At 59.6% G+C, this 26010-nt stretch carries 30 protein-coding genes and 2 tRNA genes; 12 read left to right on the top strand and 20 right to left on the bottom strand.

The features are described 5' to 3' along the window. Positions 1-148 precede the first annotated feature (148 nt). Complete coding sequence (locus OOJ09_RS25980; protein ID WP_269907925.1) at positions 149-370, bottom strand: hypothetical protein; 222 nt, start codon at positions 368-370, stop codon at positions 149-151. Positions 371-508: 138 nt separating this feature from the next. Between OOJ09_RS25980 and OOJ09_RS25975 the strand changes: the two genes are divergently transcribed. The 4 genes from OOJ09_RS25975 to OOJ09_RS25960 are packed head-to-tail and all read left to right on the top strand — an operon-like array spanning position 509 to position 2075. Beyond that, complete coding sequence (locus OOJ09_RS25975; protein ID WP_333474484.1) at positions 509-682, top strand: XRE family transcriptional regulator; 174 nt, start codon at positions 509-511, stop codon at positions 680-682. After that, positions 679-1005: a hypothetical protein gene (locus OOJ09_RS25970; protein WP_269907923.1), complete on the top strand. Its 327-nt coding sequence runs from the start codon at positions 679-681 to the stop codon at positions 1003-1005. Before OOJ09_RS25975 ends, OOJ09_RS25970 begins: the two co-directional genes overlap by 4 nt. Continuing rightward, positions 980-1387 carry a hypothetical protein gene (locus OOJ09_RS25965; RefSeq protein WP_269907922.1) on the top strand — a complete coding sequence of 136 codons (408 nt, stop codon included), beginning with the start codon at positions 980-982 and terminating at the stop codon, positions 1385-1387. Before OOJ09_RS25970 ends, OOJ09_RS25965 begins: the two co-directional genes overlap by 26 nt. Positions 1388-1436: 49 nt before the next feature. Continuing rightward, positions 1437-2075, top strand: coding sequence for a type VI secretion system-associated protein TagO (locus tag OOJ09_RS25960; protein WP_269907921.1), 639 nt, complete (start codon positions 1437-1439; stop codon positions 2073-2075). Positions 2076-2974: 899 nt separating this feature from the next. On the opposite strand, the gene OOJ09_RS25955 is transcribed toward OOJ09_RS25960, so the two are convergent. The 19 genes from OOJ09_RS25955 to OOJ09_RS25870 all read right to left on the bottom strand — a co-directional run bounded on the left by OOJ09_RS25955 (position 2975) and on the right by OOJ09_RS25870 (position 17041). Next, positions 2975-3400 (bottom strand): hypothetical protein, encoded by a 426-nt coding sequence (locus tag OOJ09_RS25955; RefSeq protein ID WP_269907920.1) that lies wholly within the window; start codon positions 3398-3400, stop codon positions 2975-2977. Further along, entirely contained in the window at positions 3397-4974 is a 1578-nt protein-coding gene (locus OOJ09_RS25950) for a hypothetical protein (protein ID WP_269907919.1), read from the bottom strand. Before OOJ09_RS25950 ends, OOJ09_RS25955 begins: the two co-directional genes overlap by 4 nt. A 10-nt stretch (positions 4975-4984) precedes the next feature. Then, positions 4985-5125, bottom strand: a complete 141-nt coding sequence (locus tag OOJ09_RS25945) for a hypothetical protein (RefSeq protein WP_269907918.1) — start codon at positions 5123-5125, stop codon at positions 4985-4987. Continuing rightward, positions 5125-7404 carry a hypothetical protein gene (locus OOJ09_RS25940; RefSeq protein WP_269907917.1) on the bottom strand — a complete coding sequence of 760 codons (2280 nt, stop codon included), beginning with the start codon at positions 7402-7404 and terminating at the stop codon, positions 5125-5127. The genes OOJ09_RS25945 and OOJ09_RS25940 overlap by 1 nt, the downstream gene beginning before the upstream one ends. Continuing rightward, entirely contained in the window at positions 7391-7660 is a 270-nt protein-coding gene (locus OOJ09_RS25935) for a hypothetical protein (protein WP_269907916.1), read from the bottom strand. Before OOJ09_RS25935 ends, OOJ09_RS25940 begins: the two co-directional genes overlap by 14 nt. Positions 7661-7808: 148 nt before the next feature. Continuing rightward, positions 7809-8405 carry a hypothetical protein gene (locus tag OOJ09_RS25930; protein ID WP_269907915.1) on the bottom strand — a complete coding sequence of 199 codons (597 nt, stop codon included), beginning with the start codon at positions 8403-8405 and terminating at the stop codon, positions 7809-7811. Between the two features lie 23 nt (positions 8406-8428). Then, on the bottom strand, positions 8429-8830 hold the full coding sequence (locus tag OOJ09_RS25925) for a hypothetical protein (RefSeq protein ID WP_269907914.1): 402 nt from the start codon (positions 8828-8830) through the stop codon (positions 8429-8431). 216 nt (positions 8831-9046) lie between these two features. Next, on the bottom strand, positions 9047-9388 hold the full coding sequence (locus OOJ09_RS32005; RefSeq protein WP_333474483.1) for a P27 family phage terminase small subunit: 342 nt from the start codon (positions 9386-9388) through the stop codon (positions 9047-9049). A gap of 617 nt (positions 9389-10005) precedes the next feature. Next, positions 10006-10515, bottom strand: a complete 510-nt coding sequence (locus OOJ09_RS25920; RefSeq protein WP_269907913.1) for an HK97 family phage prohead protease — start codon at positions 10513-10515, stop codon at positions 10006-10008. Beyond that, positions 10505-10693 (bottom strand): hypothetical protein, encoded by a 189-nt coding sequence (locus OOJ09_RS25915; protein ID WP_269906641.1) that lies wholly within the window; start codon positions 10691-10693, stop codon positions 10505-10507. Before OOJ09_RS25915 ends, OOJ09_RS25920 begins: the two co-directional genes overlap by 11 nt. Further along, on the bottom strand, positions 10683-11282 hold the full coding sequence (locus OOJ09_RS25910; protein ID WP_269907912.1) for a hypothetical protein: 600 nt from the start codon (positions 11280-11282) through the stop codon (positions 10683-10685). The genes OOJ09_RS25915 and OOJ09_RS25910 overlap by 11 nt, the downstream gene beginning before the upstream one ends. A 2-nt stretch (positions 11283-11284) precedes the next feature. Next, positions 11285-11812 carry a hypothetical protein gene (locus OOJ09_RS25905; RefSeq protein ID WP_269907911.1) on the bottom strand — a complete coding sequence of 176 codons (528 nt, stop codon included), beginning with the start codon at positions 11810-11812 and terminating at the stop codon, positions 11285-11287. Between the two features lie 252 nt (positions 11813-12064). Next, on the bottom strand, positions 12065-12814 hold the full coding sequence (locus tag OOJ09_RS25900; RefSeq protein ID WP_269907910.1) for a hypothetical protein: 750 nt from the start codon (positions 12812-12814) through the stop codon (positions 12065-12067). 221 nt (positions 12815-13035) lie between these two features. Then, complete coding sequence (locus OOJ09_RS25895) at positions 13036-13230, bottom strand: hypothetical protein (RefSeq protein ID WP_269907909.1); 195 nt, start codon at positions 13228-13230, stop codon at positions 13036-13038. 158 nt (positions 13231-13388) lie between these two features. Next, complete coding sequence (locus tag OOJ09_RS25890) at positions 13389-14870, bottom strand: AAA family ATPase (protein ID WP_269907908.1); 1482 nt, start codon at positions 14868-14870, stop codon at positions 13389-13391. After that, positions 14851-15099 (bottom strand): hypothetical protein, encoded by a 249-nt coding sequence (locus OOJ09_RS25885; RefSeq protein WP_269907907.1) that lies wholly within the window; start codon positions 15097-15099, stop codon positions 14851-14853. Before OOJ09_RS25885 ends, OOJ09_RS25890 begins: the two co-directional genes overlap by 20 nt. 107 nt (positions 15100-15206) lie before the next feature. Then, entirely contained in the window at positions 15207-15488 is a 282-nt protein-coding gene (locus OOJ09_RS25880; protein WP_269907906.1) for a hypothetical protein, read from the bottom strand. Beyond that, on the bottom strand, positions 15485-15688 hold the full coding sequence (locus OOJ09_RS25875; RefSeq protein ID WP_269907905.1) for a helix-turn-helix transcriptional regulator: 204 nt from the start codon (positions 15686-15688) through the stop codon (positions 15485-15487). Before OOJ09_RS25875 ends, OOJ09_RS25880 begins: the two co-directional genes overlap by 4 nt. A 216-nt stretch (positions 15689-15904) precedes the next feature. After that, complete coding sequence (locus tag OOJ09_RS25870) at positions 15905-17041, bottom strand: tyrosine-type recombinase/integrase (RefSeq protein WP_269907904.1); 1137 nt, start codon at positions 17039-17041, stop codon at positions 15905-15907. Positions 17042-17359: 318 nt separating this feature from the next. Between OOJ09_RS25870 and OOJ09_RS25865 the strand changes: the two genes are divergently transcribed. The 8 genes from OOJ09_RS25865 (at position 17360) to OOJ09_RS25830 (ending at position 25979) form a co-directional block, all read left to right on the top strand. Then, a complete protein-coding gene (locus tag OOJ09_RS25865; RefSeq protein WP_269907903.1) occupies positions 17360-20380 on the top strand; it encodes a caspase family protein in 3021 nt (1006 codons plus the stop codon). Between the two features lie 97 nt (positions 20381-20477). Further along, entirely contained in the window at positions 20478-21026 is a 549-nt protein-coding gene (locus OOJ09_RS25860) for a histidine phosphatase family protein (protein ID WP_269907902.1), read from the top strand. 215 nt (positions 21027-21241) lie between these two features. Then, positions 21242-21315, top strand: a tRNA-OTHER gene (locus tag OOJ09_RS25855). A 2-nt stretch (positions 21316-21317) separates the two neighbouring features. Next, a tRNA-Leu gene (locus OOJ09_RS25850) sits at positions 21318-21386 on the top strand. Positions 21387-21749: 363 nt separating this feature from the next. Next, entirely contained in the window at positions 21750-22892 is a 1143-nt protein-coding gene (locus OOJ09_RS25845; protein WP_269907901.1) for a slipin family protein, read from the top strand. Positions 22893-23124: 232 nt separating this feature from the next. Further along, complete coding sequence (locus tag OOJ09_RS25840) at positions 23125-23406, top strand: acyl carrier protein (RefSeq protein ID WP_224664507.1); 282 nt, start codon at positions 23125-23127, stop codon at positions 23404-23406. A 54-nt stretch (positions 23407-23460) separates the two neighbouring features. Then, positions 23461-24651: a beta-ketoacyl-ACP synthase gene (locus OOJ09_RS25835; protein WP_269907900.1), complete on the top strand. Its 1191-nt coding sequence runs from the start codon at positions 23461-23463 to the stop codon at positions 24649-24651. 50 nt (positions 24652-24701) lie between these two features. Continuing rightward, the gene (locus OOJ09_RS25830) at positions 24702-25979 is read left to right on the top strand and encodes a beta-ketoacyl-ACP synthase (RefSeq protein WP_269907899.1); all 1278 of its coding nucleotides are present in this window, start codon (positions 24702-24704) and stop codon (positions 25977-25979) included. Positions 25980-26010 lie beyond the last annotated feature (31 nt).

The following is a 26010-nucleotide window of genomic DNA, read 5'->3' as shown; positions in this document are numbered from 1 at the left end:
CTAATTGTAAAATAACGATATTGTAATTTAGTACGTGTATCTTTCCTAAACCCCTTCCAACGATAAGACTCAACCACCTAGCACCAATGTAGCCGATATGAAAAAAGCCCGCGCGAAGCGGGCCTTTCGTTTCGATGGCGCTGAGCGGTCAGGCAAAGCCGCGCGCGAAGCTTGCTTCGAGGTAGCCGTCGTAAACCGCGAACTGCTGGTCGGGTGCGTCCTCCGCAAGTTGCCTGGCTAGGGCTACCGCGTCGTCATGGTCGATAGCCAGCCGCCAATCAACCGGGATGCCTCTTTCGTCTATCCGCGCAACTTGCGATCCAAGGTACTTTCCGCGGGTCTCGATCTCATTAACTGCGTTGGCGTTCATGCTGGTTCTCCTCGTTGCGCCGGTGTCCAATGTCGGACATAATGTCCAACATAAAACGCGATGTCAACAAGGAATCCAACGTTGGACATAAAGTCGATTTCACCGGGGCAGTGTAGAGCGGCACGCGCTCTGCTGGACATGGATCAGAATGTTTTGGCTGGCGCCGCCGCTGTGTCACGCGGCGTCATCATCGACTTCGAAAAAGGGCGCCGTGTGCCTGGCAAGAACAACCTCGCCGCCATCCGCGCAGCACTCGAAGCGGCCGGCGTCGATTTCATCAACCACAGTGGCGTCAGGCTTAGCGCACCGTGAGCAATGATTTGGAGGTACGCTTTTACGCTCGGCATGAGGATGGCGGATTCGAATCCCTGATCACGTACAGCGCAAAGCACTTCGACGGGGTCATTCCATCCTGCGGCGACACTGTCATTCTAGATGAGCATCAGTGGGGCAGACGTTATTTCATCGTGACGCGTCGGCATTTCCTCACCGAACTCTCCGCAGCTAAAGGCTGGGCGTTGATGGTTGAGCAACTGGATGAAGACCACGACCTGAAGGAAATCGCCTATCAATGGGATCACGAGACCAAGTTTTTCAACGAGGCCCGCGATGAACGGCGAGCCGCCCCAGATTGAAATCGCCTTTTGGCTAGATGGCGAGCTTCAGCTTTCCCGCACCTGCGAGATTGAGCGTTTCGGCTTTGTGCCTGACGTAGGGGACATAATCGCTGACGAAATTCACGATCCACTTAAAGTGCGTCGTCGCGTCTTTGTCCCCATGATAGGCGAGCGCGATATATGGTGGCTTGTTTGCGATCCGCTTCCGGACGACGCAGAGATCGAAAGCCTGTTGGTTTTCGATAAGGAGATGCGGGCCGATCTAAAGCAATTGGAAGAGGAGGCGCGGATAGAAGAACAACAAGAAACCGCGCTGGGGCTTCGAAAGCTAGCACTCCAGCGCTCCAAGCGCCCGTCTCACAAAAAGATGCTGAAGGAAGAGTTCGGCGAGAGCGATTGACTTCATTTACCGCCGCGCGCATCTGTCGACATGGGAACGGGAGGGGACGATGAAGTACAAGCTATCGCTAATATTTGTTTGTGCCGGTGTAGCGGGCTGCGTGTCTGGGGCGGTTGCTGCACCGCAGGCAGATCAGATCGCTAGCGCCGCCCTCTGCAGTGCGATCCCCGATTCTCTGGCGCGGCTGACCTGCTTCGATCGGGTGTTCCCAAAGGGATCCCCGACTGCCGCAGTGGATAAGCCAAACCCAACGCCTTCGCCTAACGCATGGGATATCAAGCGGGAAAAAAGCGCTATCGATGATAGCCCTACAGTCGTTGCCAGCCTGACTCCTACGGAAACGTCGGGATCGGGCATAGGCAACAGTGAGATGTGGCTCCTAGCCCGATGCTCAGAGAATATTACCTCGGTGGTGCTCGCCACCAATATGTTTATGACCGATAGTCCCAAGGTTACGATCCGTATCGGTGAGTCTCCGGCGAAAACCACCGTCTGGGTGAGGTCGACCAACTACAAATCAGCAGGTCTTTGGAATGGCTCGGAGGCTATCCCGTTCCTCAAGTCACTGAAGAACGGGGTCAAACTCGTGGTCCGGGTTGAAGAAAAAGATCGACTGGACGGTACGTTCAATCTTGGGAACGTTGAGGACGTTACGGCAGAGATCGCCGCCGCTTGCAAATGGAAGTGATGAATACGCGACATTGGGAGGGGATAAAATTGGAAGTTCTTGTTATAGCGGCTATTATCGGACTTATACCTGCAGCCATCGCTAGATCGAAAGGAAAATCATTCGGCTTATGGTGGATTTACGGAGCAGCGTTGTTTATCATTGCTCTGCCGCACTCGCTTTTGATGCGATCGGATCAAGAATCCCTAGAAAGCCGAGCTATCTCCAGCGGGATGAAAAAGTGCCCAAGCTGCGCTGAACTCATCAAAAGCGAGGCGAAGGTATGCCGCTACTGCCACAATCCTACGTGATGACTCGGACATGAGTAATACAGGAACGAAGTGGATGGTTGCCGCCGTTGCGGTGGTTGCTGTACTCGGTATCTGGCTCGGTGGCATTAGGATTATCGTGATCCAGCCCATCGGCGCAATACCACACGGGGTTACTGTCGTGGTCGCAGGGATCAACGCTAATCTGGTAGATAGTCCAGACGCTATGTGCCAGCGGATACAAGGCGGCGTTAGCCTCCTGTGTCGAGGCGTTATGGCGGGAGCGATCGCAAAGGAAGGGAAAATTCTTCTTCGCCTTCCCTATAGCGAAATCCTGTTTCGACTGTCCGGTGCGCCGTATTTAAGCCAGTAGGGCCAACTTACCCGCCATTCCGCGATCGCGCCATAGCGTACCCCGCCGGCCCGCGCATATTGCCATTGCGGCGGACCTAATGTCCGCTTGGCCGGCGCTTGCCCTAAGCCCCCCCGCCCAAACTGGCGCCGGCCAATTTATGACGTAGGCAAACAAAACCCGCCGCTCCATTCGCAGCAGCAGCGGGCCGCCCCTTGGGGTGACGGGGGCTGTGCAGGGGTTTCGCATGCCCCTGCCGCGCTATGCTAATGCGATTTCAGCTCCAAAGATATGACCCGTTACAACTTAGCCGCAGCCTCAAACAGCTCATCAACCTGTCCATCGGTCAGCCCTAGTTCCGCCGCCAAAGCTTGCAGGTAAGCATGGCCGCGCGAGATGTAGCTGGCCTTGCGCCACCAGATTCGAACAGGCTCATACGGGAAGGCATCGATAACAGCGTTGACGTTGCCAAGCAGTGCACCGTTGTCGACTTGATAAAGTGCAATCTCTGCCTGCGCAGGCGATACCCTATCAGGAATCCGAACCACGGGTCCCGGCAACCCGTAGGCTGCCAGGACGTCGGTTAGCTCATCTTCGCTAGCAATGAGCGTTGGCGTGGCGTCGTCTGGCAGCATGCTGATATAAGCCGCCGCAGCGCTCGACCAGTAGCGGTCTTCTACGCCACCAACGATCCAGAACCAATTTGTAGGATTATAATCGATCATACGTAAAGACCATAAGGTGTTACTCCGGGGTTTGTTCCTGTTCCGGCTGTTGAACCGGGAATAAATGATGCACCGCCGCCGCCTGTATTAATAACCCCGTCGTTAGCAGCCGCGTAACGCGATCCAGTTATTGCACCGGCAGTAACATCAAAAGTTGCGCCTTGCATTTCCAGAACGCCGCCGTTTGTCGCGCTTACTGTTGCGGTAAATGTCCGCGCCGCAGTAGTCAACATTTTCGCACTACTGCCAACAAGAACATGACCTAGTGAACCGACGAAAATTGCATAAGTTGAATTTCCGGCCAAATAAATATTATTGCCAGAACCAACGCATTCGATGTACGCGCTGTTATCGCAACCAATTAGACGAGCCGAAGCTGCGCCAAACGCCATATTGCCAGCAAGAAATACCTGTGCGCCATAACGTGCCCAAAGGCCAACAGCACTACCAGTAATATTTAAATTCAATATAGTCAGCGAGAGACTACCTGTCGCTAGAACACCATACGTCGATCCGCTGATTGTCGTTGTAGTGTAACTTGCGCCTTGTAATGTTATTCTGGCGTTGCCGTTGCCTTGTATTGAAAGAAAAGAACCTTCCGCAAATGTGCCGGCACCAATATCGATCGTAACGGCGTAGATGCTCATATCGAGCGAGAGCGCCACGTTGACGGCTTTTTGGACAGTGAGGAAGGCCGCGCCAGACGACAAACCGGTATTGCTATCCGACCCAGTAGTCCGAACATAATAGGTCCGGTTAGCAGTAAGAACTTCACGCGCAGTGGCCCACTCCGGAGCCGTTAGGGCCGTGTTCTGACGCAGCATCTGTAGTGCGGTGCCTTTGGCCAACCGCTGCCATGCGGAGGCGCCGCGGTATAGGATATCGCCAGCAGCGGGCGTGCCGGTGATTAGGTCGATAGCCTGAGTGATGGTCAGGTCTTCTGGGTCGCCCGTTGACGCCGTAGCGCGCCCTTTGATAGTGGCTGTCGCGACGTTGGCCAGCTTCGCGTTGGTGACTGCATCGTTGGCGATCGATACAACCGGAATCGCCGGATTGGTGTTGTCGACAGTAACTCCATCGCCCGCTACCAGGCTGGACACACCGCCAGTAGCCACAGCATTAGCGACAGCAAACGGGCCTTCCCAGGCCGTTCCATTCCAGCGATAGAACGCGAACGCCACGCCAATCTCGGCGTGCAGGAACAGATAGCCCTTGTCCGCCATAGCCAGGCTAAGCGCGTTGCGCTCTGCGATGGTGCCTGATGCGTCAGGATGGATGCCTGCGAGGCTAAGAGTCACGAGGACGCGCGACAGCGTGGTCTGGAGGCTGACGACATCAGCCGCCGCAGCGTTCTCCAACGCTATGGAATAAGCTGCGCCGCTGGCGGTGGTTCCAGGCCACGGATAGTCCAGCGTTATCTGTGTGTTTGAGTCTACAGAAGCGATCGGAACCGCCAGTCCGGCTGACGAGAACATGCCGCCCGCAACAAGGGCGACAGCCCACGCGGTACCACTGCCGGTAACCACAGCGCTGCCATTCGTGACGGTTACCGTCCCGGTGTTGTACGTGCTCATTTGGAATTTCCTATTTTTTAAGCGAGGCATCTGCCTTGCGCGCCATGAGCGCGTCGAGAGCGTCTTCGACGGCTTGAACTACCGCGGGGTCGACAATGTCTTTCAGATAGACGGGCGGCTTAACGGGTGCCGTTTCGCTGCGCGTAGCCATCAAATCATGCCCCGAACTTTGGCGGCTCGGATCGCCTTAACGGTGTTCATAGTGAAGTCCTTTTGAAACGCCTTAAGCGCAGCCTGGATCTCGTCTCCAGCGCCTTTCTGGGCGCCGCGTGCGTCGATCACAGGAGCGAAAGTGATGTTGTTGGTTTGGGAGGATCCACCCGCGGCATTGATACTCGGAACGCGCGGCATCACCTGAGACCCGCGAGGCAGATTGAGCAACTCAGGGCCGCGCTCGCCGACGATGGCAAGGCCGCCCGGATGGTTTGATGTGCCGTTGGCGTAACCGGGAATGCCGAGCATCTGGGCGAAACCGCCAGGCGTGCCGAATGATGATGAGCCGCCACTACCGGTAAGCAGCCCAAGCAGTGACCCGAAGATGCTTCCACCGCCGCCCGCATTATTCGCCTGCATAATCGAGTCGATAAGATCGTTTTCGATCTTGTCGATGATCTTGTCGAGGGCATGGGTAGCAATGTCAGCAAACGTCTTCCACGATAGTTGTCCGCTTTCCAGCGCCGACCGCAGATCATCAAACGCACCTTTCAACACGTCGCGTTGGAGTGCTTGCATTTCTTGCGCTTTTTTCAGCGCATCAGCTTGCCTCGCATACGCGGCTGAAACGTCATCGATTTCCTTGATCTGCGCAGGCGTAAGCTGAGCATTCTGCCAATCGACGTCACCCTTTTTGCGGGCTTCCTCACGCACCTGTTTGAGGGCAGTTTGCTCTAATTCGAGTGCCGTTTTGCGCTTGGTTTGCGCCTCATAGGTGAGCCCAAGCGCATTGAACTCTTCGTTTAGCGCTGCAGTGCGATCCTGAATCGACTTGATGTCATTCGCAAACTGGTCGTCGGCTGTTTTGGCGGGCGCGTGAAATTTGTGCTTCCGCGCTTCCTTAGCGGCCGCCTTGTCATATCCTGCGCCGAGGTCTTCCTTGTTGGCATGTGTCGGAACAACGTCGACGGTATCCGGCAGAATCCCGACAGGAAGCTTCTGCCTTCCGTTGGTAGGTGTGCCCTGGTTCGCGAAGTACTTGGATCCCAGAGCGTCCAGCGCCGCGGCGGTATCTGCGGCGGCCTTCAGGATGCCGGCGAAACCAGCAATAATGCCCGAAAAGTTAGGATTCGCCTGCTCGAGCGCTGCCAGCGAGTTCAAGATATCGTCGATCGGCTGCTTGCCTTCGCTTGCCTTGTCGAAAAGGTCCTGCAGATCCTTCTGCAAAGGCTTTGAATCGACGCTGGCGAGCTGTAGAGCGAAGGCGTTCACAGTGTCTGTGACATCCGACACAGACCGCGCCAGGTCAGGCATTTGGGCAGCGGTATCCGCCGCAGCCTGCGAGAAGCCTAGAATCTCCTGGCGCCTGGCGTCGAGGCCCGGATTCGCGTTGGCAATCTCATTGATCGAGTTGCGGAACGCCTTAATGTCGGGCGTGCCGTTGCGCAGTTCCTCCATCAATTTCTTGATTGGCTCGGCAAAGGCGGCAAACCGGCCGCCGCTATCAAACGAAACTAGGTTGGCGTCGACCTTTCCGAGGATGTCAAGAGCCTGCTTACTTAGCAGATCGGCCGCATCCTGTGCGCCCTGCTTGTTTAGTTGGTTGACGGTCAGCGCGGTGTCAGATGCGTACTTCTTACGCTTGCCTGCCACCTCGTCGTACGCGTCGCCAAGGCGCAGAATGTTCGCTTCGTGGGTCTTAAGTATCTCGTCAAGCGTCTTAACGCCGTTGACGCTCATCAACTCATAAGCGGCGAACGCCAAGCCCACAGCGCCGACCGCGGCAGCCACTTCTGGGAACTTTGTGACTAGGCCAGTGGCCATGTCGCCAACGCCCTTCAGCGCGGCGCCTATGCCGCCAGGCTGCGAGGCCACATAGGACAGGTGGCTAAGCTGCCCGGTCAATGCCTGAGCAGGCGAGACGCCAAGTGCGAGCTGTTCGCCAACAGAGCGGATGCTGTGCAACATTGCCTGCATCGATGTGCTGGTGGCGCCGGCTGCATGCCCGGTCTTTTCGAGGCCGCTGGCAGCATCCGCCAGGGCACCTTTCCACTCCTTAAGCGGTTTGGCGCCCGTGCTAGCGATCCCCATCATGTCATTAATGCGCTTTTGCACAGGCGTCATCGACTGATCGATGGCCTTGCCCATACCGTCGAATTGTTTTTGGATGCCGGAGGTGGTGGTGCCGATATCAGTGGTGAGCTGCTTAAGCTGACGCTTAACGGCGGTCAGGTCAGTGCTGATCGATATGAGCAGGTCGTCGTTAGATGCGGCCATTAGCGGCCTCCTGCGCCATTGAGTTGAGCAACCCGGCCCACGGCGTTTTGTTGGGCATGCCGCGAATGAGGCCCTTGGCTTCGGCCAGGAGTGCAGCAGCGATATAGCCGTCATTGAAATCGAGGCTGCGGAGAACGTCGACCACGCTTGCCGTTGCGGACGATGCGACGTGGTTTTCTAGAGCCTCTAGGAGCGCGGCTTCGCGTTTGCGGGCATGGCTGTGCGGGCGCGCCGGGGCGCGGTGGATGGGTTTCATGTTGTGGATTCCTGTGAAAAGGACCGTCGAGATGGGGCGGCTTGGCCGCTATTGCCGATGCGCTCCAGCGGTGTTCTAATTGACTAACGATATTCGCGAGGGATGGCGCATGAGCGGCGACGACAAGGACAAGGACTCTGACAAGTCTTCAGAAAAGCCCGACGATAGCTGGACAAATACCGGCCGGGACCGTGAAGAGCAAAAAGACATGACACGCGATAAAGAGGAGCGCCGCAACAGGGGCGGCTAAACAGCCGAACCATATTGCTCGCTTCAGATAAACAGCCTTGCGGTCGTTCGATTCATCATTGAACGCGATGGCCTTCGCGATAGTTTCAAATCGCATTTTTGCGAATAGAAGCGCCTCGTCCGTTCCTCCCTCTAGCAACGGCTTCCATTCGGAGATTGCATCCGGAATCCTGGCACCAACTAGGTAGCTACGTGTTTGAAGCGCGATTGCAGCGTAGATCGATGATAAGAAAAAGAGCGCTGCAAGCGTAGTGGCAGAAATGCCGGAGCACACATTTGGTGCCACCAGCGAAAATACATAAGCTGCCAATGCAGATCCAAGTGCAATCGTGGTGGTCAACAACCAACGTGCCTTGTCGTCGAGCACGGAATAGAGATCATGGCTCGCGGCTAATCTCTTTTCGTATTCTGTCATGATCATGGCAATGTTAACAGGATCGGTTTTACGCCAATCGACCTCGACAAGAGGCTTGCCTTCGCCCATCGCATTCACCATCCCAAATCCATGTCAGTCAGTTATTACCGTATTCCATCACTTGCCAAGGTATGTTTGTTGCTGGGTCGCTCACCCTTCAACAGCAACCCATGCCGTTTGAGATATTCGGCCTGCGTCTCGTCCTCCAAGAACGGCGACGCCAGGTCCGCACCGTATCGCCGCTCACCAGCGTAGGGCAGCGCATACTTCCACCAATTCGTGGGACGCGTGCCGGCTGGGTTCGTCTTAAGCCATGCCATAATGGCGCGCTCGCCTTCCGTTTGCCAACACAGTCGACGCTCATCGTCGGTCAGGAAGTATTCGAACTCCAACCAGCCATCGCGGCTTGGGTCTGGCTCAGGCGGTATTTCGCCGTCACAAGCCCAGATCACCCAGGCATCGGACACGGTTTGCTTACGCTTGGATTTACGTATCTTTCTCGGCATTAGTGCCCCCCGCTGGTGGCTTGTATGGGCGCGGTGTGTTCAGCACCATGCGAGCAATGGGTCGTAACCAGCCGCAATGCATTCCGCCTCCAGCCTGTCGCATTCCTCGTCTTCCGCGGCTGTTCGTTCCTTCACTTGCCAAAGCGCCCGTACGCGGCGTAACGCCTCGATAGGCATTCCGTCGCGGCGCTTATCGACCCTGCGGCGAACTGGCATTTATCGGCGACTCCCATAGTCCGCCGTTCGCGGCGCCCGCGGCGTCTCTGGAGCACTTTCGACGCCATCCAGTGCCAACTCTCTAACAAGTCTAGCAAAAGCGACGCGACAGTCTCGCTCGATTGCCACGGCTGGGTGCGCCTTTGGCGTACCGTATCGGTCCTTTACGGTCAGGCCTTCCTTATCGATGATTACTCGCGCCTGCTCGCCTCTATCATGCGCCTCGGCGGCCTTAACCAGTAGCTTGAAGTGCTGCGATTCCAGGTCGAAATCGGCAAGTATGCTCTTCACCCATTTTCGGGTTGCCGGAGCCAGATGGCCCGGAATCTTGTGGTTTTCCATCGGTTTCCTATTGTTTTAGGTATATTTTGGATACCATTGGCAATTGCAAAGCCTTGCGGCGCAAGATTTGCCAGGTTCACGGGACGATTCGGGGCGTCACGATTGTGCGCGATGGGGGGCGTGCGGTTTATGCTTCCGACGATGGGAGCGATGCAGACACCCCCACTGGGGGCTAGATCGGGTAGCCGTCGCTGCTTTGTTCGGACACCGCATCCGGCCCATAGTACGCGCAGCCGCAATTCAAATGTTGACCCATAGGGGGGTGATCATCGACCTGGCGGGCGCCCGCCCTAGGACCGGCTGCCAAGGCTAGCGATAACGCTAATGCAGATTTTCCCGCGCGTGCGTGCAAGCGCGCGAGGCAAAAACGTGATTTTGTGAGTGGCAGCAGATCGGTTACGCTACGTCAGCAACGAAGGGTGAACGAAATGAAGACATTACTCGCAATCGCTGCCGCATTGGGCCTGTCAGTGTCCGCCGCTTCGGCAGAGTGCGCCTTCCACTCCAAGGCCTCAGCGTCTGTCGACGCACAAATTAAGACAGCGAGCGTCGAGAAGGCCGATACCACAGCCGACACTCAGACGATCAAAGAAGTGCCGCCAAAGACCGAATAAACGTCAGCGGATCCCGCGTAGCCGGTGTGCCGCTTCGACTTTGCGACGAAGCGCGGCTGCAGCGTTGTTGGCAGCGCGGACGCTCGCATCCGTTGTCTCATAGGCGGGGAATGCTGTCAGCGTGATCTCGTAGAGATCAATCTCGGTGACAGTGCGGAGCGGCAGTCTGTCGCCGCCGTCTTGCCACTCCTCAGCCAGAAACTGCCCGGCAAACGAGCAGCCTTTTACATCCTGTCGACGAACCGTTCCGAGCGCCTCCTGGCCTGATGGCGTCGAGGTGTCGACGTCCAAGCTGAACCAGAGTCCGATGCGATCTTCTCTGAGCGTCAACGTGCCAGCACTCTGACGGCCGAGCACACGGCCGGTATCGTGGCCAATCAGGGCAACGGTGTCATTGCGCTTTAGCGTTTCGGTGAATGCACCGGGCGCAATCTTCTCCCGAAAGGAATTGCCGATCGTTGTGACGTCACCGAAACGCACGGCATAACCGGAGATGGTGTTGCTATCGGCCAATTTTAGCCTCCGCCGCCTTCAGTTTTGCCTCGCGCTTGCCAAGGCTAGACTTCGCCCTAAGCTCCGCGGCGATGTCCTTAGGATCTTTCGAGTCGTAGCGGACCTTGCCGTCCGGCATCGTGATCTTTCGCGACCGCAACGTCCTGGCGCGGGAGGTGTCAGTACGTTCAAGCGTCATAACCGGCGTCCTTCGCTGCACGGAACCAACGGTGCACATGGCCGTCTCGAGCATCGCCCAAAAAGTTCGGTTGAAGCGGTACGAGGCTAGTCCATGAAATCTCATTACGACTGAACTCATCGACCATCTCGTCATAGCCGGCTCGCGCAGCCTGAACCGCACGCAGAGCCTGGCCGAGCACAGCCACGCGACGCGCGTATTCCGGACGGCATGCCGTCGCGACCTTCAAACTGGTCTTACCGCGCTCAACGGAGATGCGTTCGCGCAGGACGTCGAGTGCGATATCAATGTCATTCACGGCGCGGTGGATTTCTGCAATGCGCTTCAGACTGTGCGATTTGCTGTCGTCTTCGTCGCCAAGCAAGGCGGCAACCGATGGGCGCAGCGCAACGGTCGTGTCTTCTTCGATGGCTCTTTCCAGTTTCCGCCTTTCGGATTGAAGCTCGCCGCGGGCTCTGGTCAGGTCGATCTGCTTTGTCATCAGATCAGTGTAGACGGTCGACGTTCCCTCGAGCGTCGGCATAGCGAACGGCGCCGACTGCGCGACGTCATTCGGCTTGGTCGGTTCTGTCTTTTTAAGAAGTCCCATTTTCATGCTCCAAAAAGATCGTTGATGGCATCGGCGAAAGCCGCTCCGTTCACCGCGGTCGATCGACGGTGGCCGGTGTGCTGCCAATTTGATGCCAGTGCGCCAGGCTCTACGAAGCGGTTGATTGTGCCGTCGGGTTGGTGGATAGCGACTTCGTTCCAGTTGCCGACGAACTCGAGTTTCACCCTACGCACGTCTTTCGAGCCGTCGGCGGCCAGGTCGGCGAGCGAGTCCAGGTAGTTGCCGGCTGAGTACTGAAGGCTCGCGGGAAGCGCACTGATCGGCGTGCCAGCGGGCGTCAGTTCCCTGATCTTCGCAACGGTGTCAGCTACGGCACGCAACGGCACGTCGACTGCGCATCCGATTAGAAGGTCCACAACATTGCTGATGTCGAGCATCGGTGACCTAGCTGGGGCGCCAGGCGGCAGGCGCCCGGCGTCAGTGAGCGAGCGCGCAACGGCGCGGACCCTGGGTTTGTCGAAGCCGACGCGTGCAGCAAGCACGTCCACGGCCTCCATTGTTGAAGGCATGATGAGTTTTCCTATTTCGAAATTGGTTAGTTCTTACGCAAAGGGGGTTGCAGCCTCCGACGAACCGAAGCTCAATCGAAGGCCGCTATTCCGGCGCTGCTCGGAATTGGTCCCGCCCGACCTACTGAGCCGAAGACGGGTTGCACATGCCGATGACGAGGCGGCAAGTGCAAACGGAAAGGGACGCCGAAGCGCCCCACTCGTTGCTGTTGCCCTAAAGTGTTTTCGTGGCCACGATTTGGCACTCAGCCACTAAGCTGCCAGGATTCGGCGGTTGTCATTCGCTACCGCCAGCTTTGCCCACCTGCCTGCAGCAAGCAGTTCTGTACCTCCGCGGCGATCGGCATATCCGCCCTTCGCGCCGAAAGCCTTTCCGACTTCGGCAACGTTGCCGCCTGACAGGATGACCTCAATGACGGTCCCGATTTCTGCCGGTGGATTGGCTGGATCGGCACATGCGGCGAGCCGTACATCACCTCGGCGCTTGCCCATCTTAAGCTGGCCGAGACCACCTATGGAGCCGAGGAAGCTTGCGCCTTCCGCGATTTCCGGAGGATGGAAGCTGAAACGGCAATGCGGGCTGAATTTGAAGTCTTGCCGCTGCGGTTTGATCGTGACTCCACGCGACACAGCATCCCAGTTACCAGTTCGAGCAGGCTCTGGATCGGGGTCGCCTAGCCGCGGTTGGACAGACGGCAGCGCGATGTATGCATCCAGGGAACGCGGATCCGGGTTCTTGCCACGCGGCCTTCCGTCCTTACGGCTCCGGTCGACGTTCAACCCGGCTTCAGTCGGCAGATTATCGTTCGCGGCTTGCGGTAAGCGCTCTCTGGCTACCAACCACAGAGCCGCGGCGCCCTTGTCGTCATGCTTCTTAAGCCAGTTCCAGGCGGGCCGGCCGCCGCGGTAGCGAATACGGACAGCGGCGTGCTTCTCCTCCGGATTTGCCTTCAGGAAGGCGTCAGTTTCGGCAAGGATTTCTTTTCGAGTGGTCTTGGTCATTGGGTGGTCATCCCATGTGAGAGCCGGCCAGGCCGGTAGTCCGTTTCCGCTCTGTGCGGGACGGTAGTTCTTAAGCAGCCTTGTCGATCGGCTTCTTATTATCGTTCGCCGGTCGCCGGTCTGGCCGGATCTTCCAGAATTCCGGCCAACTGAGCCTGCGAATTTGAACCGTTTCGCCGTTGGTCTCGACAGTCCGTGCCGCAGTCATTGGCTTCTCCCATTTAAGCTGAAGGACGGCGGTTCTTCACGTTGTCGACAAGATCGACATGCGTGCCGTGGACGTCGGTGACGAGAACGATCATCTTGGGACCGAACGAACTCGACAGGTCGATGCCGACGACTCGGACGCTCTTGCCGTTTGTTGGGTGGATGGCGTCGAGCGGGTTGGTGAGGGGTATCATTTCAATCTGTTCCATTCGGTAATCTCCTCGTTGAAAAAGTGCGGCACTACGTCGATTTGCGGCACCTTGGATTTTCTACACACAGCAGCGTGCGGCACTATCCCCACAAGGGGTATAGGTGCCGCGCCGCAGTATTTGCGTCACTTGCGGCACCTCTTTGCGGCACCGCGTTTTCAAAGTGCCGCAGTTGGTTTTATGTGCGGTTTTAGGTGCCTATAGGCGTCCATGATGTCGACGATTTCCAACTCGCCGGCATCTATCCATCCGGCAAGCATCGCCCTTATCTGCTCGCGGTCAGTTTTCGGATCGAGGCCAAAGATTTCAGCCACCAACTTACCAGCCCAATTCCCGGCCTGCGCCGATTCCTTGTAGTGACTCGCGTGTAGCCTAACCTTCAATCCAGCAAGCATGTCCTCGGGCACGTCTGCTACGGCTGCGCGGCGAGTTTCCGCCACACGCTCAGCTAACGCGCTCGATGAAGGCCAGCGCCACGACTCAACAACGCCGATCTCGTCGCCGGTCTTGTTAGAGATCGTGCCGTTTCCAAGCGGCACGGAAGCAAAGCGGCGCCACTGGCTCCGACCGGACGCGACTAGATTCACCTTGCTTTGGTCGATCCTGAAATATCCGTCCGGGCCTTCAATGCCGACCTTCTCGGCCTCCGACGCCGTCATGGGATTGATGACACGCATGCCGCGGGTCTTGTCCTTCAACGCCCCACCGCCGCGCGCGCTGTCGGCCGTGACTTCGTTCTGGCTTTTAACGACGTGGTGGATGACCTCGACGCAACAGTTCGCTTTATCAGCAACCTCGGTCCAGGCCTTGGCCACACGTTGCATCGCCGAATTGTCGTTTTCCGGAACTTCGTGCGTTGATACCAGCGGATCGATGATCACGACGTCGATTTCTCGCCGTTTGATTTCCGCCACCATTTCGTCGATTAGTGGCTGGCAGACGGCAAGGTTGCGTCCTTCCTGCCGCATTATTACGAACTCCTGCTCGCGACCGGAGTCGGTGTAGAGACGGCCGCCAATATGCTCAGCGGTAACGTTGAAGTGTTTTGCCGCAGCATGGAAACGGCGGTCGATCTCGTCTTGCGGATCTTCCGCGTTAACGTACCAAACACGCAACGTTTTTGTCAGCGGTCCTTCAGGGTCAAGAAGAGGCCGGCCGGTAACCATCGACAGGGCCTCGGAAACCGCATGCGCGGACTTTCCACCACCGCCTGCGCCTACCGTAGAGGTAAGGTACTTGCGGATATAATGGCGACCAAAGAGCCAATCGCGCTCAGGCAGGCTTGCGGGGTCGCGCAGTTCGAATGGCGTGGCGACAATCGACTTTCTGGTGGTCTTGGTGACTGGCGCTTTCGTATCGGCAATAGCTTTAGCTTCCGCCTCGGCTTCTGCCTCCGCAGCGTACCGCTCTCGACGCTCCAGCACCTTTTCAGAAATCTGCGGCTTCGCGGCGAAACGTTTGGCGGCAGCATCGATCTCGGGATCCACCAGCGGCAGGCGCTCAGTAAGTTCCTTCATCCGCTGTCCGGCCGGGGTGTCGGGCCAGGTTATGTCAGCAGCGCGATTATCGGTCGATGTTATCCGCGAGAGGTTTTTCCAAGAGAAGTCATAAGGGTCTATTTCAGTCTGCGGTACGTTCACTCGGATTCTCTCCCAATGCGACGCCTGCGGCACGCACGATTTGTTCGGCAATTTCTGTGGTGAAGGTTGCGGCCGGGTAGCCGAAGGCAGACGGCGCAAATACACGGCGCCGGCCGTCCGCCTTCTCTGTCAGCTTCAGATTGTAGAGTCGCACGCCGTCGACCAACTGAAGGTCGAAGCGTGCAAGGGTTCGTCCGCCCGCTTCCGGTCGGATTGCTAAGATTTGCACTGTGTGGTGTTCCCAGTTTTGGAAGTTTCTTAGTCACTAAAAGAGAGAACGCGCCCGCGGCACTTGCCGGCAGGGTTACAATTGACGCTAGGCCGCAGGGGCTGAAATCAGGCGGCGCGCTCCTCGCCGTCGAAGCAAAGGCAGGAAATAAGCTGGCCGCCGCATGACGGGCACGGCTCATGCTGGCACCACGCGGCGTGAAGGTCGCCGTCTGCCACGCCACAATCCGAGCAGGCGTGGGGCTTGCTGTGGCGGATACGTGGGAGTTCACGACCATCAGGAAGGCGAATGGACGCCATCCGCTGCTCACGGCGCCAGGCTTGCACGGCGCGGATGGCTGCCAGCTCTGCGTCGAGTTCTGCGAGGGACATTTCGGAATAGGGCTTCATGCTGCAGCCCTCGCTGCCATCCGGCCAGCGATCCAGTCGCCGATTTCGCTCTCAACGAATCCAATCCGCCTGTCGCCAAGTGGCACCGCCCGCGGGAAATCGTCTGCCTTGCGCAAGCGTTTGATGAAGGTGAGCGATAGCGAAGTGCGTTTCATCACCTCACGGACCCCAATTAGGCGGTTGTTGTCGTTTGCTGTCATTTTGAAATTCCCCGTTGCATCCGACACCATGAGGCGCGGAAATCCACACACGCCGAAAGCGTGCTTCAAAACTGAAATGGAAGGATTGGGGTTAGGGCCGCCGTTTGATTTGGCGGGACAAGCGAGTCGCGGCGACAAGCGCCGACTTGCCCCAACAATATGCCGAACAGTATTTCATGTCAAGATGCAATTGGCCCGTTATGGCCTATCTTGTGACTATTGCGCCTCACTTACACAATATCTAGACCAAGCTTCCATCATCTCGCGACGCCTTTCTAGAACGTCTGAGCGGGCATAAGCGCGTTGCACCTTGCTGCGCTTTTCGTGCGCCAATGCCGGCTCTGCCAGCTCGTCCGGATATCCATGCTCCTGAGCCCACGTCCTGAACGATGTGCGGAAACCATGCACTGTGTACTTGCCAACCTCCTTCGCTAGCAGCTTGGCCATCGCAACTTCGCCGATCGGTCGGTCGCGCCGTGCACCCTTGAATACAAGCCCCTCGCCAGCCTCGCCTAGAACGGCAATGGCAGCGTCGGTCAGCGGTATGCGATGTTCGCGCGGCTCTTTCATCCTCGTAGCGGGGATCGTCCACACGCTGGCCTCCATGTCGATCTCAGCCCAATCGGCGAAGCGGACCTCGCCAGTGCGATTCGCATTCAAGATCAGGAAGCGCAGCGCCCTGCCCGCCATACTGTCGGGGATGCTGGCAAAAAACTTCGGTAAGTCCGCATAGGGCATCGAGTCGTGATTGCCTGCCGCAGCCTGTGTACCCAGCGCCTTCTCGCGCGCCTTCGCATCCATACGAGCGGGATTAGGGCCAGTGCGCAGTTCCATGTCGGTGGCAAGTTCTAGCACAGCAGCGATGCGATCCAGCGTCTTCTTGGCTGTCTCGGCCTTCGCGTGCCAGATTGGCTTGATGACGCGAACGACGTCGGCCCTTCGTACCTCGTTGACGGGTAGCTTTCGAAGGCCCTTGGCATGCACCTCCAGTGACGACTTCCATCCAATCTCCGTCTTGCCGCCTCGCCATTGTGAGGCGTGGTCCTTTATATACTCATCCGCATAATCGCCGAACGTCGGAACGCGATTATCGACTTGCCGGAACGACGCCTCCCTAAATGGATCCCGTCCAGCATGCAGAATCTTGCGAACCTCATCGGCCTTGTCGCGCGCGTCGGCGAGGCTTACAGCCTCCAATGGACCGAGACCCATTTCCCGCCGCCGACCATGGCGCTGGTATATGAAAACCCAATACTGTTTTTCGCCCCGCGGCATCAACCATAGGCCGCCACCGTCGCCTAAACTCCCCTTCGCAGCCTTCACCATTCCGGCAGTCAGCTTATAGCGCGCCATTTGTCTTTCCTAATTCCTTTCCTAATTTCGGTAAGGCATAGGCCAAGACGGGCCAAAAGGCAACAGAATGGAAACTTAAAGGCTAATCAATGGCTTGTCGCGACGTTCCAATCTTGAGATTGCCCCTCTTGGCCCCTTGTAGTCTGGCGCATAGCCCCGGTGAGCGGAGACATTTTTCAGGGATAGGCGAGCCACGGTCGCGGCGCAATCGCGCCCGAATTTGATCATGCCCGAATTTGATCATGCCCGAATTTGATCATGGTAGGCTGGCAGCGTTATAGAGGGCCTGCGATCTTCAGGGCGGACACGAAACGACAAATGACTTTTGTCGAAACCTCAAAACAGCATCCTTTCCAGCAGACGTGGCTCACGGCTTTCGTCGCCGTGCTGTTTTGCCTTGCCGCGACGACACTTCAGGCCGCCGAGACGAAGAACCTCAAGGGCGTGGCGCTGATCATCGGTCAGTCGAAATACGAACACATCGCCGCCCTTCCCAACCCGGCCAACGACGCCCGCGACATGGCCAAGATGCTGACCGATCTCGGCTTCGACGCCCGCAGCGTCACCGATCGTGATGCCGCGAAGCTGAAGCGCGACCTGGAGCGTTTCACGGAGGATGCCGAAGGTGCCGACGTCGCCTTCATCTATTATTCCGGCCACGGCATCGAGGCCGGCGGCGAGAACTATCTGGTGCCGGTCGATGCCAACGTTTCATCGCTGAAAGACGCCGACCAGGCGCTGGTGCCGATTTCCATCGTCATGGACGCGTTGAAAATGACCGTGCCGGTGACGATCATGCTGCTCGATGCCTGCCGCACCAACCCGTTTCCGCCGGATGCCCAGGTACGGCGCGCACCAACCGCTTCGGCTTCGCCCGTTGGTGCTGGCGGACTGGAGCCGGTGCGCGGCGCCAAAGCCCTCGAAAACACGCCTGCGACGGACGAAAGCCTCGGCACCGTGGTCGGCTTTGCCGCCGAGCCGGGCCGCCCGGCGCTCGATGGCGCCGCCGGCGAGAACAGCCCGTACGCGGCGGCGCTGCTGCGCCATCTCGCGGCGATGAAAGGCACGGAATTCGGCTCGGTCATGCGCATGGTCACCGAGGAAGTCTATCTCGACACCAAGGCAAAGCAGCGTCCTTGGGTCAATGAGAGCCTGCGCCGGCTGCTCTATTTCGGCATCGCGCCACCCGAACCGACCGGCGACGACGGGCTGATCACCGGCGAAAGGCGGCAGCTGCTGTTGACCATCTCCGACCTGCCCGGCCCGAAACGGGCGCAAGTGGAGCTGGCCTCGCTGCAGGACGGCGTGCAGCTCGACGCACTCTATGGCGTGCTCAAGGCGCTGGGCACTGAAAAGATGCCGGAGGATCCGACCGATCTGCAAAAGCTGCTGGGTGCCCAGGCCGAGCGCCTGAAGAAGATGATGTCCGAGCGTGCCGCGCTGCGCACCGACGATCCGGAGATCAGGCGCCTGGTTGCCTCCGCCGACAAGGCCATCGGCCAGGGCGCGATCGCGACGGCGCGCAAGTTCCTCGATGAGGCCGTCGGCCGGGTCGAGAAGACCGGCAACGCGGTCGACGAGGCCGAGGCGTTGGTCAAGCAGAAGCGCCTTGCCGATGCCGCGATCTACGCCAGGCGGGCCGATGCCTCGGCGCTGGCCTTCGACCACAAGGCCGCCGCCAACGACTACGCCAAGGCGTTTTCGCTGGTCGAGAAGTGGGATGACAAGCTGCGCTGGAACTACAAGAACCAGGAAGCCGAGGCGCTGAACGCCTACGGCTATGCGACCGGCGACCTGGACGCACTGCAGCGTTCCATCGACGCCTACCGCATCATCCTGAACTTCATCCCCAATGGCGAACAGAACCGCGACTGGGCGATCACCCGCAACAACATGGCGGTGGTGCTGCAGACGATCGGCGAACGCGAGACCGAAACGGCGCACCTCGAGGAAGCGGCTCGGATCTTTCGCGATTCGCTTGTCGTCTTCGAGCGCGAGAAGGACGACCTCAACTGGGCCGCCGCGCAGAACAATCTGGCCAATGTGCTGTTGAAGCTCGGCGAACGGCAGAGCGACCCGAAGCGATTGAATGAGGCGGTGACGGCAATGCGCGCCACGCTGGAGAAGCGGCCACGCGACAAGGTACCACTCGACTGGGCGGCCTCGCAGATGAATCTTGGTATCGCGCTCTACGCGCTTTCCGAGCGTGAGCCCGCCGGCGAGCATCTGACACAAGCGGAAGCGGCCTACCGGCTGGCGCTCGAGGAATACACGCGCGAAAAGGCGCCGGTGGAGTGGGCGATGGTCGAGAACAATCTCGGCAACACGCTTGTATCGCTCGGCATTCAGCTCAACGACAAGGCGAAGATCAACGAGGCGGCCGACGCCTTCCGCGCCGCGCTTCAGGTGCGAACCAGGGAAACCTTCCCGGTGTCGTGGGCGACCAGCCGGCTCAACCTCGGCAATGCGCTAAGCGGTGTCGCCCGCTTCGACATGGGCACAAGCGCGCTCGAGGAGGCCGCGACGGCCTATGGCGACGCATTGACGGTGTTCACCCGGCAGCGTTTTCCAATGGACTGGGCGTCGGCCCAGAACAATCTCGGTTCGATCTACCAGACGCTGGGCCAGCGCACGCGCGACCCGGCCAGACTCGAGGAGTCGGCCGCCGCATTTCAGGCGGCGCGCCGGGTTTACACCAGAAGGGCATTCCCCCTCGACTGGGCAATGAGCCACTACAATCTCGGCAACACGCTGCAGCTTCTTGGCGGCCTGTCGGACAAGCCGGAACGCTACAGCGAAGCGGTCAACGCCTATCGCGATGCGTTGCGCGAATACAAGCGGGAGACGAACCCGCGGCAATGGGCGCTGAGCGAGGCGGGCCTCGGCTCGGCGCTGCACTGGCTGAGCATGAGCAATGCCGATCCCAAGACCCTGGCCGATTCCGTCGCGGCGCGTCGGGCGGCACTTGAAGTGCTGACCTTCGAGGCTGCACCCATCGACTGGGCCAACGCCCAGAACGGCATCGGCATGAGCCTGCTCAATCTTGGCAATCTCGAACGGACCGACAAATATCTTGGCGATGCCGAGGCCGCCTTCACGGCGGCGCTGAAGGTTTTCACCCGCGAAAGCCAGCCCATGCAGTGGGCCTTCGAACAGAACAATCTCGGCGACATCCACTGGAACCGCGCCAGCTATGGCGGCGGCAAGCCCGAATATCAAAGGGCGATCGAGTTCTTCGAGAACGCCAAGCAGGGTTTCACCGAAGCCGGCTACACGATCCCGATCCCACTCACCGACCAGAAGATCGATCTGGTGAAGAAGCAGATGGCCAAGAAGTAGGGCTCCACCCGACCGCGCCTTGTCTTTCGACTGGCTTTGCGGTCCCTATATGTCCTGTCACCGGAACCCATTGCCGGGAACCGGAAAAGGATAGCTGATGATTCGATTTGCGCTGGCGCTGCTTGTGTTCGTCTTCCCTTTTGCAGCCCACGCGACGGACGCCGGCTGGGCGCTGCTGCGTGACGGCGGCCATGTCGTGTTGCTGCGCCATGCCATGGTCACCGGCACCACCGATCCGGCCAATTTCGACATCGACAGCTGTGCCACCCAGATCAACCTGTCGGCGCGCGGCAAGCAGCAGGCGAGCAAGATCGGCGCCTTGTTCGCCGCCCGCGCCGCGCCCATCGATCGCGTGCTGTCCAGCCGCTATTGCCGCTGCCTCGACACTGCCCGCATCGCCTTCGAGGCCGAACCGAAGCCCTTCGCGCCGCTCGATCTCCTGAAAACCGACGAGAAGGAGAAAGCCGCCCAGATCGCCGCCATCATGACCGAGATCCGCGGTTATTCCGGCTCCGACAACCTGGTCATGGTCACTCATCTCGAAAATATTGTCGCGCTGACCGGCGTCGCGCCGCGCGAGGGCGAAGCGGTGGTCGTCGAGCCACAAGGCGACGGCCTGCGCGTGCTCGGCCGCGTGACGTTCTGAAGGCCCGGCATCGCCAGCAGTGTTGCCGAAATGCCACAGCCGAAAGAAGCCGCAAATTCGCCGCGACAATGCCGCTTGCGACAACCCGTCGCAGGCTCTATAGCCGCGCTCCCGGTCACGAGAACCGAAGTGAGCACAACGGTTGGAGCTTTCGTCTCCGCCCGTGCAGGCGGCTTTGCCGCCCTGTATACGGCGCCGCTTTGGGGATTGGGATCGCGGATGTAGCTCAGGGGTAGAGCGCCGGATTTGGGTCCGGAGGTCGCAGGTTCGATTCCTGCTGTCTGCACCACGGATAGCTCAGTTTGGTAGAGCATCAGATTTAGGTTCTGATTGTCGAAGGTTCGAATCCTTCTCCATTGGCCTGATAAGCCAGCACCCTGCCACGGTGTTATCTGAAAAACGGTCCGGGGACTGGAATGCGGAAGACCGGACGGAACGACCGAAGCCTTCGGGCCAAGGCCGTATCGAAAGGTCTGACGCCATCGGCTCGCGGCCCGGCCCGCGGTGACGGTCAAGGCGCAGCGTCGCCGGCAAGGGAGGCCAAGACCTCCGGCGCCCGCTTCGCTGCCCCGCGACCCGCTCCCGAAGGCCCGCCACGGATTGATGCCACCAGTCCCCGGATCATTCGTGTCCGGACCATGACGACGTGAAACGAGAAACGAAGGGAAGATCGACGCATGACGTGACGCCTCGCATGGGGCCATGCCCGACAGGAGTAAGACAATGACTGTTCTCGAGAAGGTTCTTGGACGCGAGCGCGTCCTCGTAAGGGAAAACGAACGTGCCCTCACCCTCTACAAGGGTGAGATCAAGGCTGTCCTGACGCCGGGCGAGCACTGGCTCGCCAACCGGCGCGGGAGCCTTGAAGTGTCGCGGCACGATCTGAAGAACCCGGAATTCGTTTCGGCATACGAGAAGGCGTTGTTCGACAAGCTCCCGGATGTGGCCGCGCGTCATTTCACCGTCGTTCGCACCGGACGCACGGACGTCGCCGTCATCGAGCGTGACGGCAACCTCCATGCCGTGCTGGCGCCCGACCGCAAGCTCGTGCTGTGGACGGATGCCGGCCCGTGGAAGGTAACGGTGATCGACACGTCGGCCGATCTCGCTATCGATCCGGCGGTCATGCGCCGGCTCGGCCAGGCCCGGAAGGCGGAATTGATGTCCGTCCATCCGGTCGTCGACGGTCAGGCCGGGCTGTTGTTCGTCGACGGTGTCCTGGTGCGGACGCTCGCCGCGGGCGTGCATGGCTTCTGGAACGTCGGACGCATGGTGCAGGTCAAGGTCGTCGACCTCAAGCGCCAGTCGCTCGATGTCGCCGGGCAGGAAGTGCTGACCAAGGATCGCGTCACGATCCGCGTCAACATCGCCGCCGAATACCGGGTCGTCGACCCGGTCAAGGCGGTGAGCGCCGTGAAGGACTTCTCCGAAGCCCTCTACCGCGCCCTGCAGTACGCCTTCCGCAAGACGCTGGGCGCGCTGACGCTCGACCAGATCCTTGAAAAGAAGGTGACGGTCGACGAGGAGGCGGCGGCCAAGGTCCGTGCCGACATGGCCGAGATCGGGGTCGAAGTCAGCGATATCGCGCTCAAGGATGTCATCCTGCCGGGCGAGATGCGCGAGATCCTCAACCAGGTGGTGTCGGCCGAAAAGCAGGCCGAGGCCAACATCATCCGCCGCCGCGAGGAGACGAACGCCACGCGTTCGCTGCTCAACACGGCCAGGGTGATGGCGGAGAACCCGGTGATGCTGCGCCTGAAGGAGCTCGAGGCTCTGGAGACCATCGCCGGCAAGGTCGAGCGGCTGACCGTCCACAACGGAACGGGCGGACTGCTGAACGACCTCGTCAAGCTCCGCGACAACTGATGCATGTCGCCCAAAAGTGGTTCCGGTTTTGGGAAAACGACAGGCATCGAAACAGAGACTAACGTGACGTAATGGGAAGGGCCGCCGGCTTGACCGGCGGCCCTTCTTGCGTTTCTTGGGCAGCCTACCCATCTGTGCCCGGCTTATCAGGCCTTTTCCTGCCGGGAAAAACCGATTAGACAGCGCCCAAACACATGCGGACAGATTCCGCCCGCAACCAAAGGAAAAGCCGTTGTCCACCACGTTCGACAAAGTCGCCAAGATCATTGCCGATACCAGCGAGATCGATATCGACACCATAACCCCCGAGAGCCACACGATCGACGATCTCGGCATCGACAGCCTCGATTTCCTCGACATCGTCTTCGCGATCGACAAGGAATTCGGCATCAAGGTGCCGCTGGAAAAGTGGACCCAGGAGGTCAATGACGGCAAGGCTTCGACAGACGACTACTTCGTCATGAAGAACCTGTGCGCCAAGATCGACGCGCTGGTCGCCGCCAAGAACGTCTGACGTCAGTCGAGCGCGATCTTGACGCGCTCCACCGCCTGACCCACAAAGCCGCCCATGAGCAGCCCCCGCGACGTCGTCATCACTGGTATCGGCCTTGTTTCCTCGCTGGGAGAAGGTCCTGACGCCCACTGGCAAAAGCTCGTGCAGCCGGGCCTGCAGCCGGTGCTCGAAGCCGCGCGGTTCGCGCCCTACACCGTCCATCCGCTGCCGGAGATCGACTGGAACCTGCAGATCGCCAAGCGCGGCGACCAGCGGCAGATGGAAACCTGGCAGCGGCTCGGCACCTATGCCGCCGGCCTTGCGCTGGACGACGCCGGCATAAAAGGCAATGACGAGCTCTGCACGACCATGGACATGGTGGTGGCCGCCGGTGGCGGCGAGCGTGACGAGGCGGTCGATGCCGCCATTCTCGCAGCCTCGGAAAGCCGCAACGACCGCGACGTGCTGCTCAACGAGAAACTGACCACCGAACTGCGGCCGACGCTTTTCCTGGCCCAGCTCTCCAACCTGCTCGCCGGCAACATCTCCATCGTCCACAAGGTGACGGGGTCGTCGCGGACCTTCATGGGCGAGGAAGGTGCAGGTGTCGCCGCCGTCGAGACGGCCGCTGCGCGCATCCGCTCCGGCCAGTCGACGCACATCCTGGTCGGCGGCGCCTTCCAGACCGAACATTCCGACATGCTGCTCGGCTACGAACTTGCCGGCTACCTGCATCGTGGCCCGTGGAAGCCGGTCTGGCAAAGACAGGACTCCCAAGGTGGCGGCGTGGTGTCAGGCTCCGGCGCCGCCTTCCTGGTGCTCGAACAGCGCGAACACGCGACAAGCCGGGGGCGCAAGATCTATGCCGAACTCGGGCCGGTCGTCTCCGGCCGCGCCAGGCGGCGGCAGGGAGAACTCGACGCCGAGATCGCCACGTTGCTCAAGCAGGTGGCATTGCCGAACGGCAAACTGCTTGCCGTCTCAGGCGCGTCGGGCGCTCATGTGGCAACCACCGCGGAGAAAGCAGCGCTCGATGCCAATCCGGCGATCGCCACGCGCGGCTTCTCGACGCTGACCGGACACATGAAGGAAGCGCAGTTTCCCTTCGCCGTGGCGCTGGCTGCACTGGCTGTCGACCGCAAGGCCGCTTACCCTGTTTTTGATGCCGCTGCCGAGAAGCCGTTCGAAGGCGTTCCCGCAACCGTACTTGCAACGGCGATCGGCTATCACCAATTCGAGGGCATGGCGCTGGTCAACGCCGCCTGAGGCGGCGCTTCACGCTCCATCCTGCAACGATAACGCTCGAGGGCTACCGGATGGCCAATCTGAACGATCACATGGGCAGGCCGATCGTCGCCGTCACCGGCATCGGCGTGGTGACCTCCCTTGGTGTCGGCAAAACCGACAATTGGGCGGCGCTGACTTCGGGCAAGTCGGGAATTCACCCGATCACCCGCTTCCCGGTCGATCATCTCAACACCCGTATCTCCGGCATGGTCGACTTCCTGGCGTCGAGTTCGAAAGGTGCCAGCCCACTTACCTACGAGTTGGCCGAGCTTGCGGGCCTCGAAGCGGTGGCCGAAGCCGGTCTTGATTCCAGCGATTTCGGCGGACCGCTCTTCCTCGCATCGCCGCCGGTCGAACTCGACTGGGCCGAGCGCTTCTCGCTCTACAATTCCGACAAGGACAAGGATCACACCGCCGCCGAAAGGCTGCTGCGGGTGGCGCGCAGCTTGAAAGAGCTGGATATTTTCGAGACCACCCAGTTCGGTTCGATCGCCGACCGGCTTGCCGACCGCCTTGGCACACGCGGTCTGCCGATCACGCTGTCGACGGCTTGCGCTTCGGGTGCCACCGCGATCCAGCTCGGTGTCGAGGCGATCCGACGCGGCGAATGCGACCGTGCGCTGTCGATCGGCGCCGACGGTTCTGCGACCGCCGAGGCATTGATCCGTTTCTCATTGCTTTCGGCGCTCTCCACGCACAACGAAATCCCCGAAAAGGCATCGAAGCCTTTCTCCAGGGATCGCGACGGCTTCGTGTTGGCCGAGGGATCCGGGGCGCTGGTGTTGGAATCGCTTGAAGCGGCATTGGCTCGCGGAGCGACTGTCCTCGGCATCCTGGGCGGTTGCGGCGAGAAGGCCGACGACTTCCACCGCACTCGCTCGAAGCCGGACGCTTCGCCGGCCATCGCCGCGGTTCGCGCCGCGCTTGCCGATGCCGGCCTGGGTGAAGACAAGATCGACTATGTCAATGCCCACGGCACGTCGACGCCGGAGAACGACAAGATGGAACATCTGGCGCTATCGACCGTGTTCGGCGAACGCATAAGCTCCATGCCGGTTTCGTCGAACAAGTCGATGATCGGCCACACGCTGTCGGCGGCCGGAGCTGTCGAGGCCGCGTTCTCGCTGATGACCATGCGCGAAAGCGTCATTCCGCCGACCATCAACTACGACAATCCTGACCCGGCGATCGTGCTCGACGTTGTGCCGAACAAGAAGCGCAACGCCGAGGTTCGCACTGTCCTGTCGAACTCCTTCGGCTTTGGTGGCCAGAACACTTGCCTTGTCATGGCGCGGGAACCGGTCTAAGCGAGCGCTTTCCGCTCAACAGAACCGACGG

It is taken from the genome of Mesorhizobium qingshengii (genome assembly GCF_027563465.1).
Lineage (GTDB): Bacteria > Pseudomonadota > Alphaproteobacteria > Rhizobiales > Rhizobiaceae > Mesorhizobium > Mesorhizobium qingshengii_A.
This window is presented reverse-complemented; position numbering and strand designations above follow the sequence as displayed.

Coding starts and splice junctions, on each gene's coding strand:
- OOJ09_RS25980 (WP_269907925.1), bottom strand. CDS start 370: ATGAACGCCAACGCAGTTAATGAGATCGAGACCCGCGGAAAGTACCTT.
- OOJ09_RS25975 (WP_333474484.1), top strand. CDS start 509: ATGGATCAGAATGTTTTGGCTGGCGCCGCCGCTGTGTCACGCGGCGTC.
- OOJ09_RS25965 (WP_269907922.1), top strand. CDS start 980: ATGAACGGCGAGCCGCCCCAGATTGAAATCGCCTTTTGGCTAGATGGC.
- OOJ09_RS25960 (WP_269907921.1), top strand. CDS start 1,437: ATGAAGTACAAGCTATCGCTAATATTTGTTTGTGCCGGTGTAGCGGGC.
- OOJ09_RS25955 (WP_269907920.1), bottom strand. CDS start 3,400: ATGATCGATTATAATCCTACAAATTGGTTCTGGATCGTTGGTGGCGTA.
- OOJ09_RS25950 (WP_269907919.1), bottom strand. CDS start 4,974: ATGAGCACGTACAACACCGGGACGGTAACCGTCACGAATGGCAGCGCT.
- OOJ09_RS25945 (WP_269907918.1), bottom strand. CDS start 5,125: ATGGCTACGCGCAGCGAAACGGCACCCGTTAAGCCGCCCGTCTATCTG.
- OOJ09_RS25940 (WP_269907917.1), bottom strand. CDS start 7,404: ATGGCCGCATCTAACGACGACCTGCTCATATCGATCAGCACTGACCTG.
- OOJ09_RS25935 (WP_269907916.1), bottom strand. CDS start 7,660: ATGAAACCCATCCACCGCGCCCCGGCGCGCCCGCACAGCCATGCCCGC.
- OOJ09_RS25930 (WP_269907915.1), bottom strand. CDS start 8,405: ATGGTGAATGCGATGGGCGAAGGCAAGCCTCTTGTCGAGGTCGATTGG.
- OOJ09_RS25925 (WP_269907914.1), bottom strand. CDS start 8,830: ATGCCGAGAAAGATACGTAAATCCAAGCGTAAGCAAACCGTGTCCGAT.
- OOJ09_RS32005 (WP_333474483.1), bottom strand. CDS start 9,388: ATGGAAAACCACAAGATTCCGGGCCATCTGGCTCCGGCAACCCGAAAA.
- OOJ09_RS25915 (WP_269906641.1), bottom strand. CDS start 10,693: ATGACGCTTGAACGTACTGACACCTCCCGCGCCAGGACGTTGCGGTCG.
- OOJ09_RS25910 (WP_269907912.1), bottom strand. CDS start 11,282: ATGGGACTTCTTAAAAAGACAGAACCGACCAAGCCGAATGACGTCGCG.
- OOJ09_RS25905 (WP_269907911.1), bottom strand. CDS start 11,812: ATGCCTTCAACAATGGAGGCCGTGGACGTGCTTGCTGCACGCGTCGGC.
- OOJ09_RS25900 (WP_269907910.1), bottom strand. CDS start 12,814: ATGACCAAGACCACTCGAAAAGAAATCCTTGCCGAAACTGACGCCTTC.
- OOJ09_RS25895 (WP_269907909.1), bottom strand. CDS start 13,230: ATGGAACAGATTGAAATGATACCCCTCACCAACCCGCTCGACGCCATC.
- OOJ09_RS25880 (WP_269907906.1), bottom strand. CDS start 15,488: ATGAAGCCCTATTCCGAAATGTCCCTCGCAGAACTCGACGCAGAGCTG.
- OOJ09_RS25875 (WP_269907905.1), bottom strand. CDS start 15,688: ATGACAGCAAACGACAACAACCGCCTAATTGGGGTCCGTGAGGTGATG.
- OOJ09_RS25870 (WP_269907904.1), bottom strand. CDS start 17,041: ATGGCGCGCTATAAGCTGACTGCCGGAATGGTGAAGGCTGCGAAGGGG.
- OOJ09_RS25865 (WP_269907903.1), top strand. CDS start 17,360: ATGACTTTTGTCGAAACCTCAAAACAGCATCCTTTCCAGCAGACGTGG.
- OOJ09_RS25860 (WP_269907902.1), top strand. CDS start 20,478: ATGATTCGATTTGCGCTGGCGCTGCTTGTGTTCGTCTTCCCTTTTGCA.
- OOJ09_RS25845 (WP_269907901.1), top strand. CDS start 21,750: ATGACTGTTCTCGAGAAGGTTCTTGGACGCGAGCGCGTCCTCGTAAGG.
- OOJ09_RS25835 (WP_269907900.1), top strand. CDS start 23,461: ATGAGCAGCCCCCGCGACGTCGTCATCACTGGTATCGGCCTTGTTTCC.
- OOJ09_RS25830 (WP_269907899.1), top strand. CDS start 24,702: ATGGCCAATCTGAACGATCACATGGGCAGGCCGATCGTCGCCGTCACC.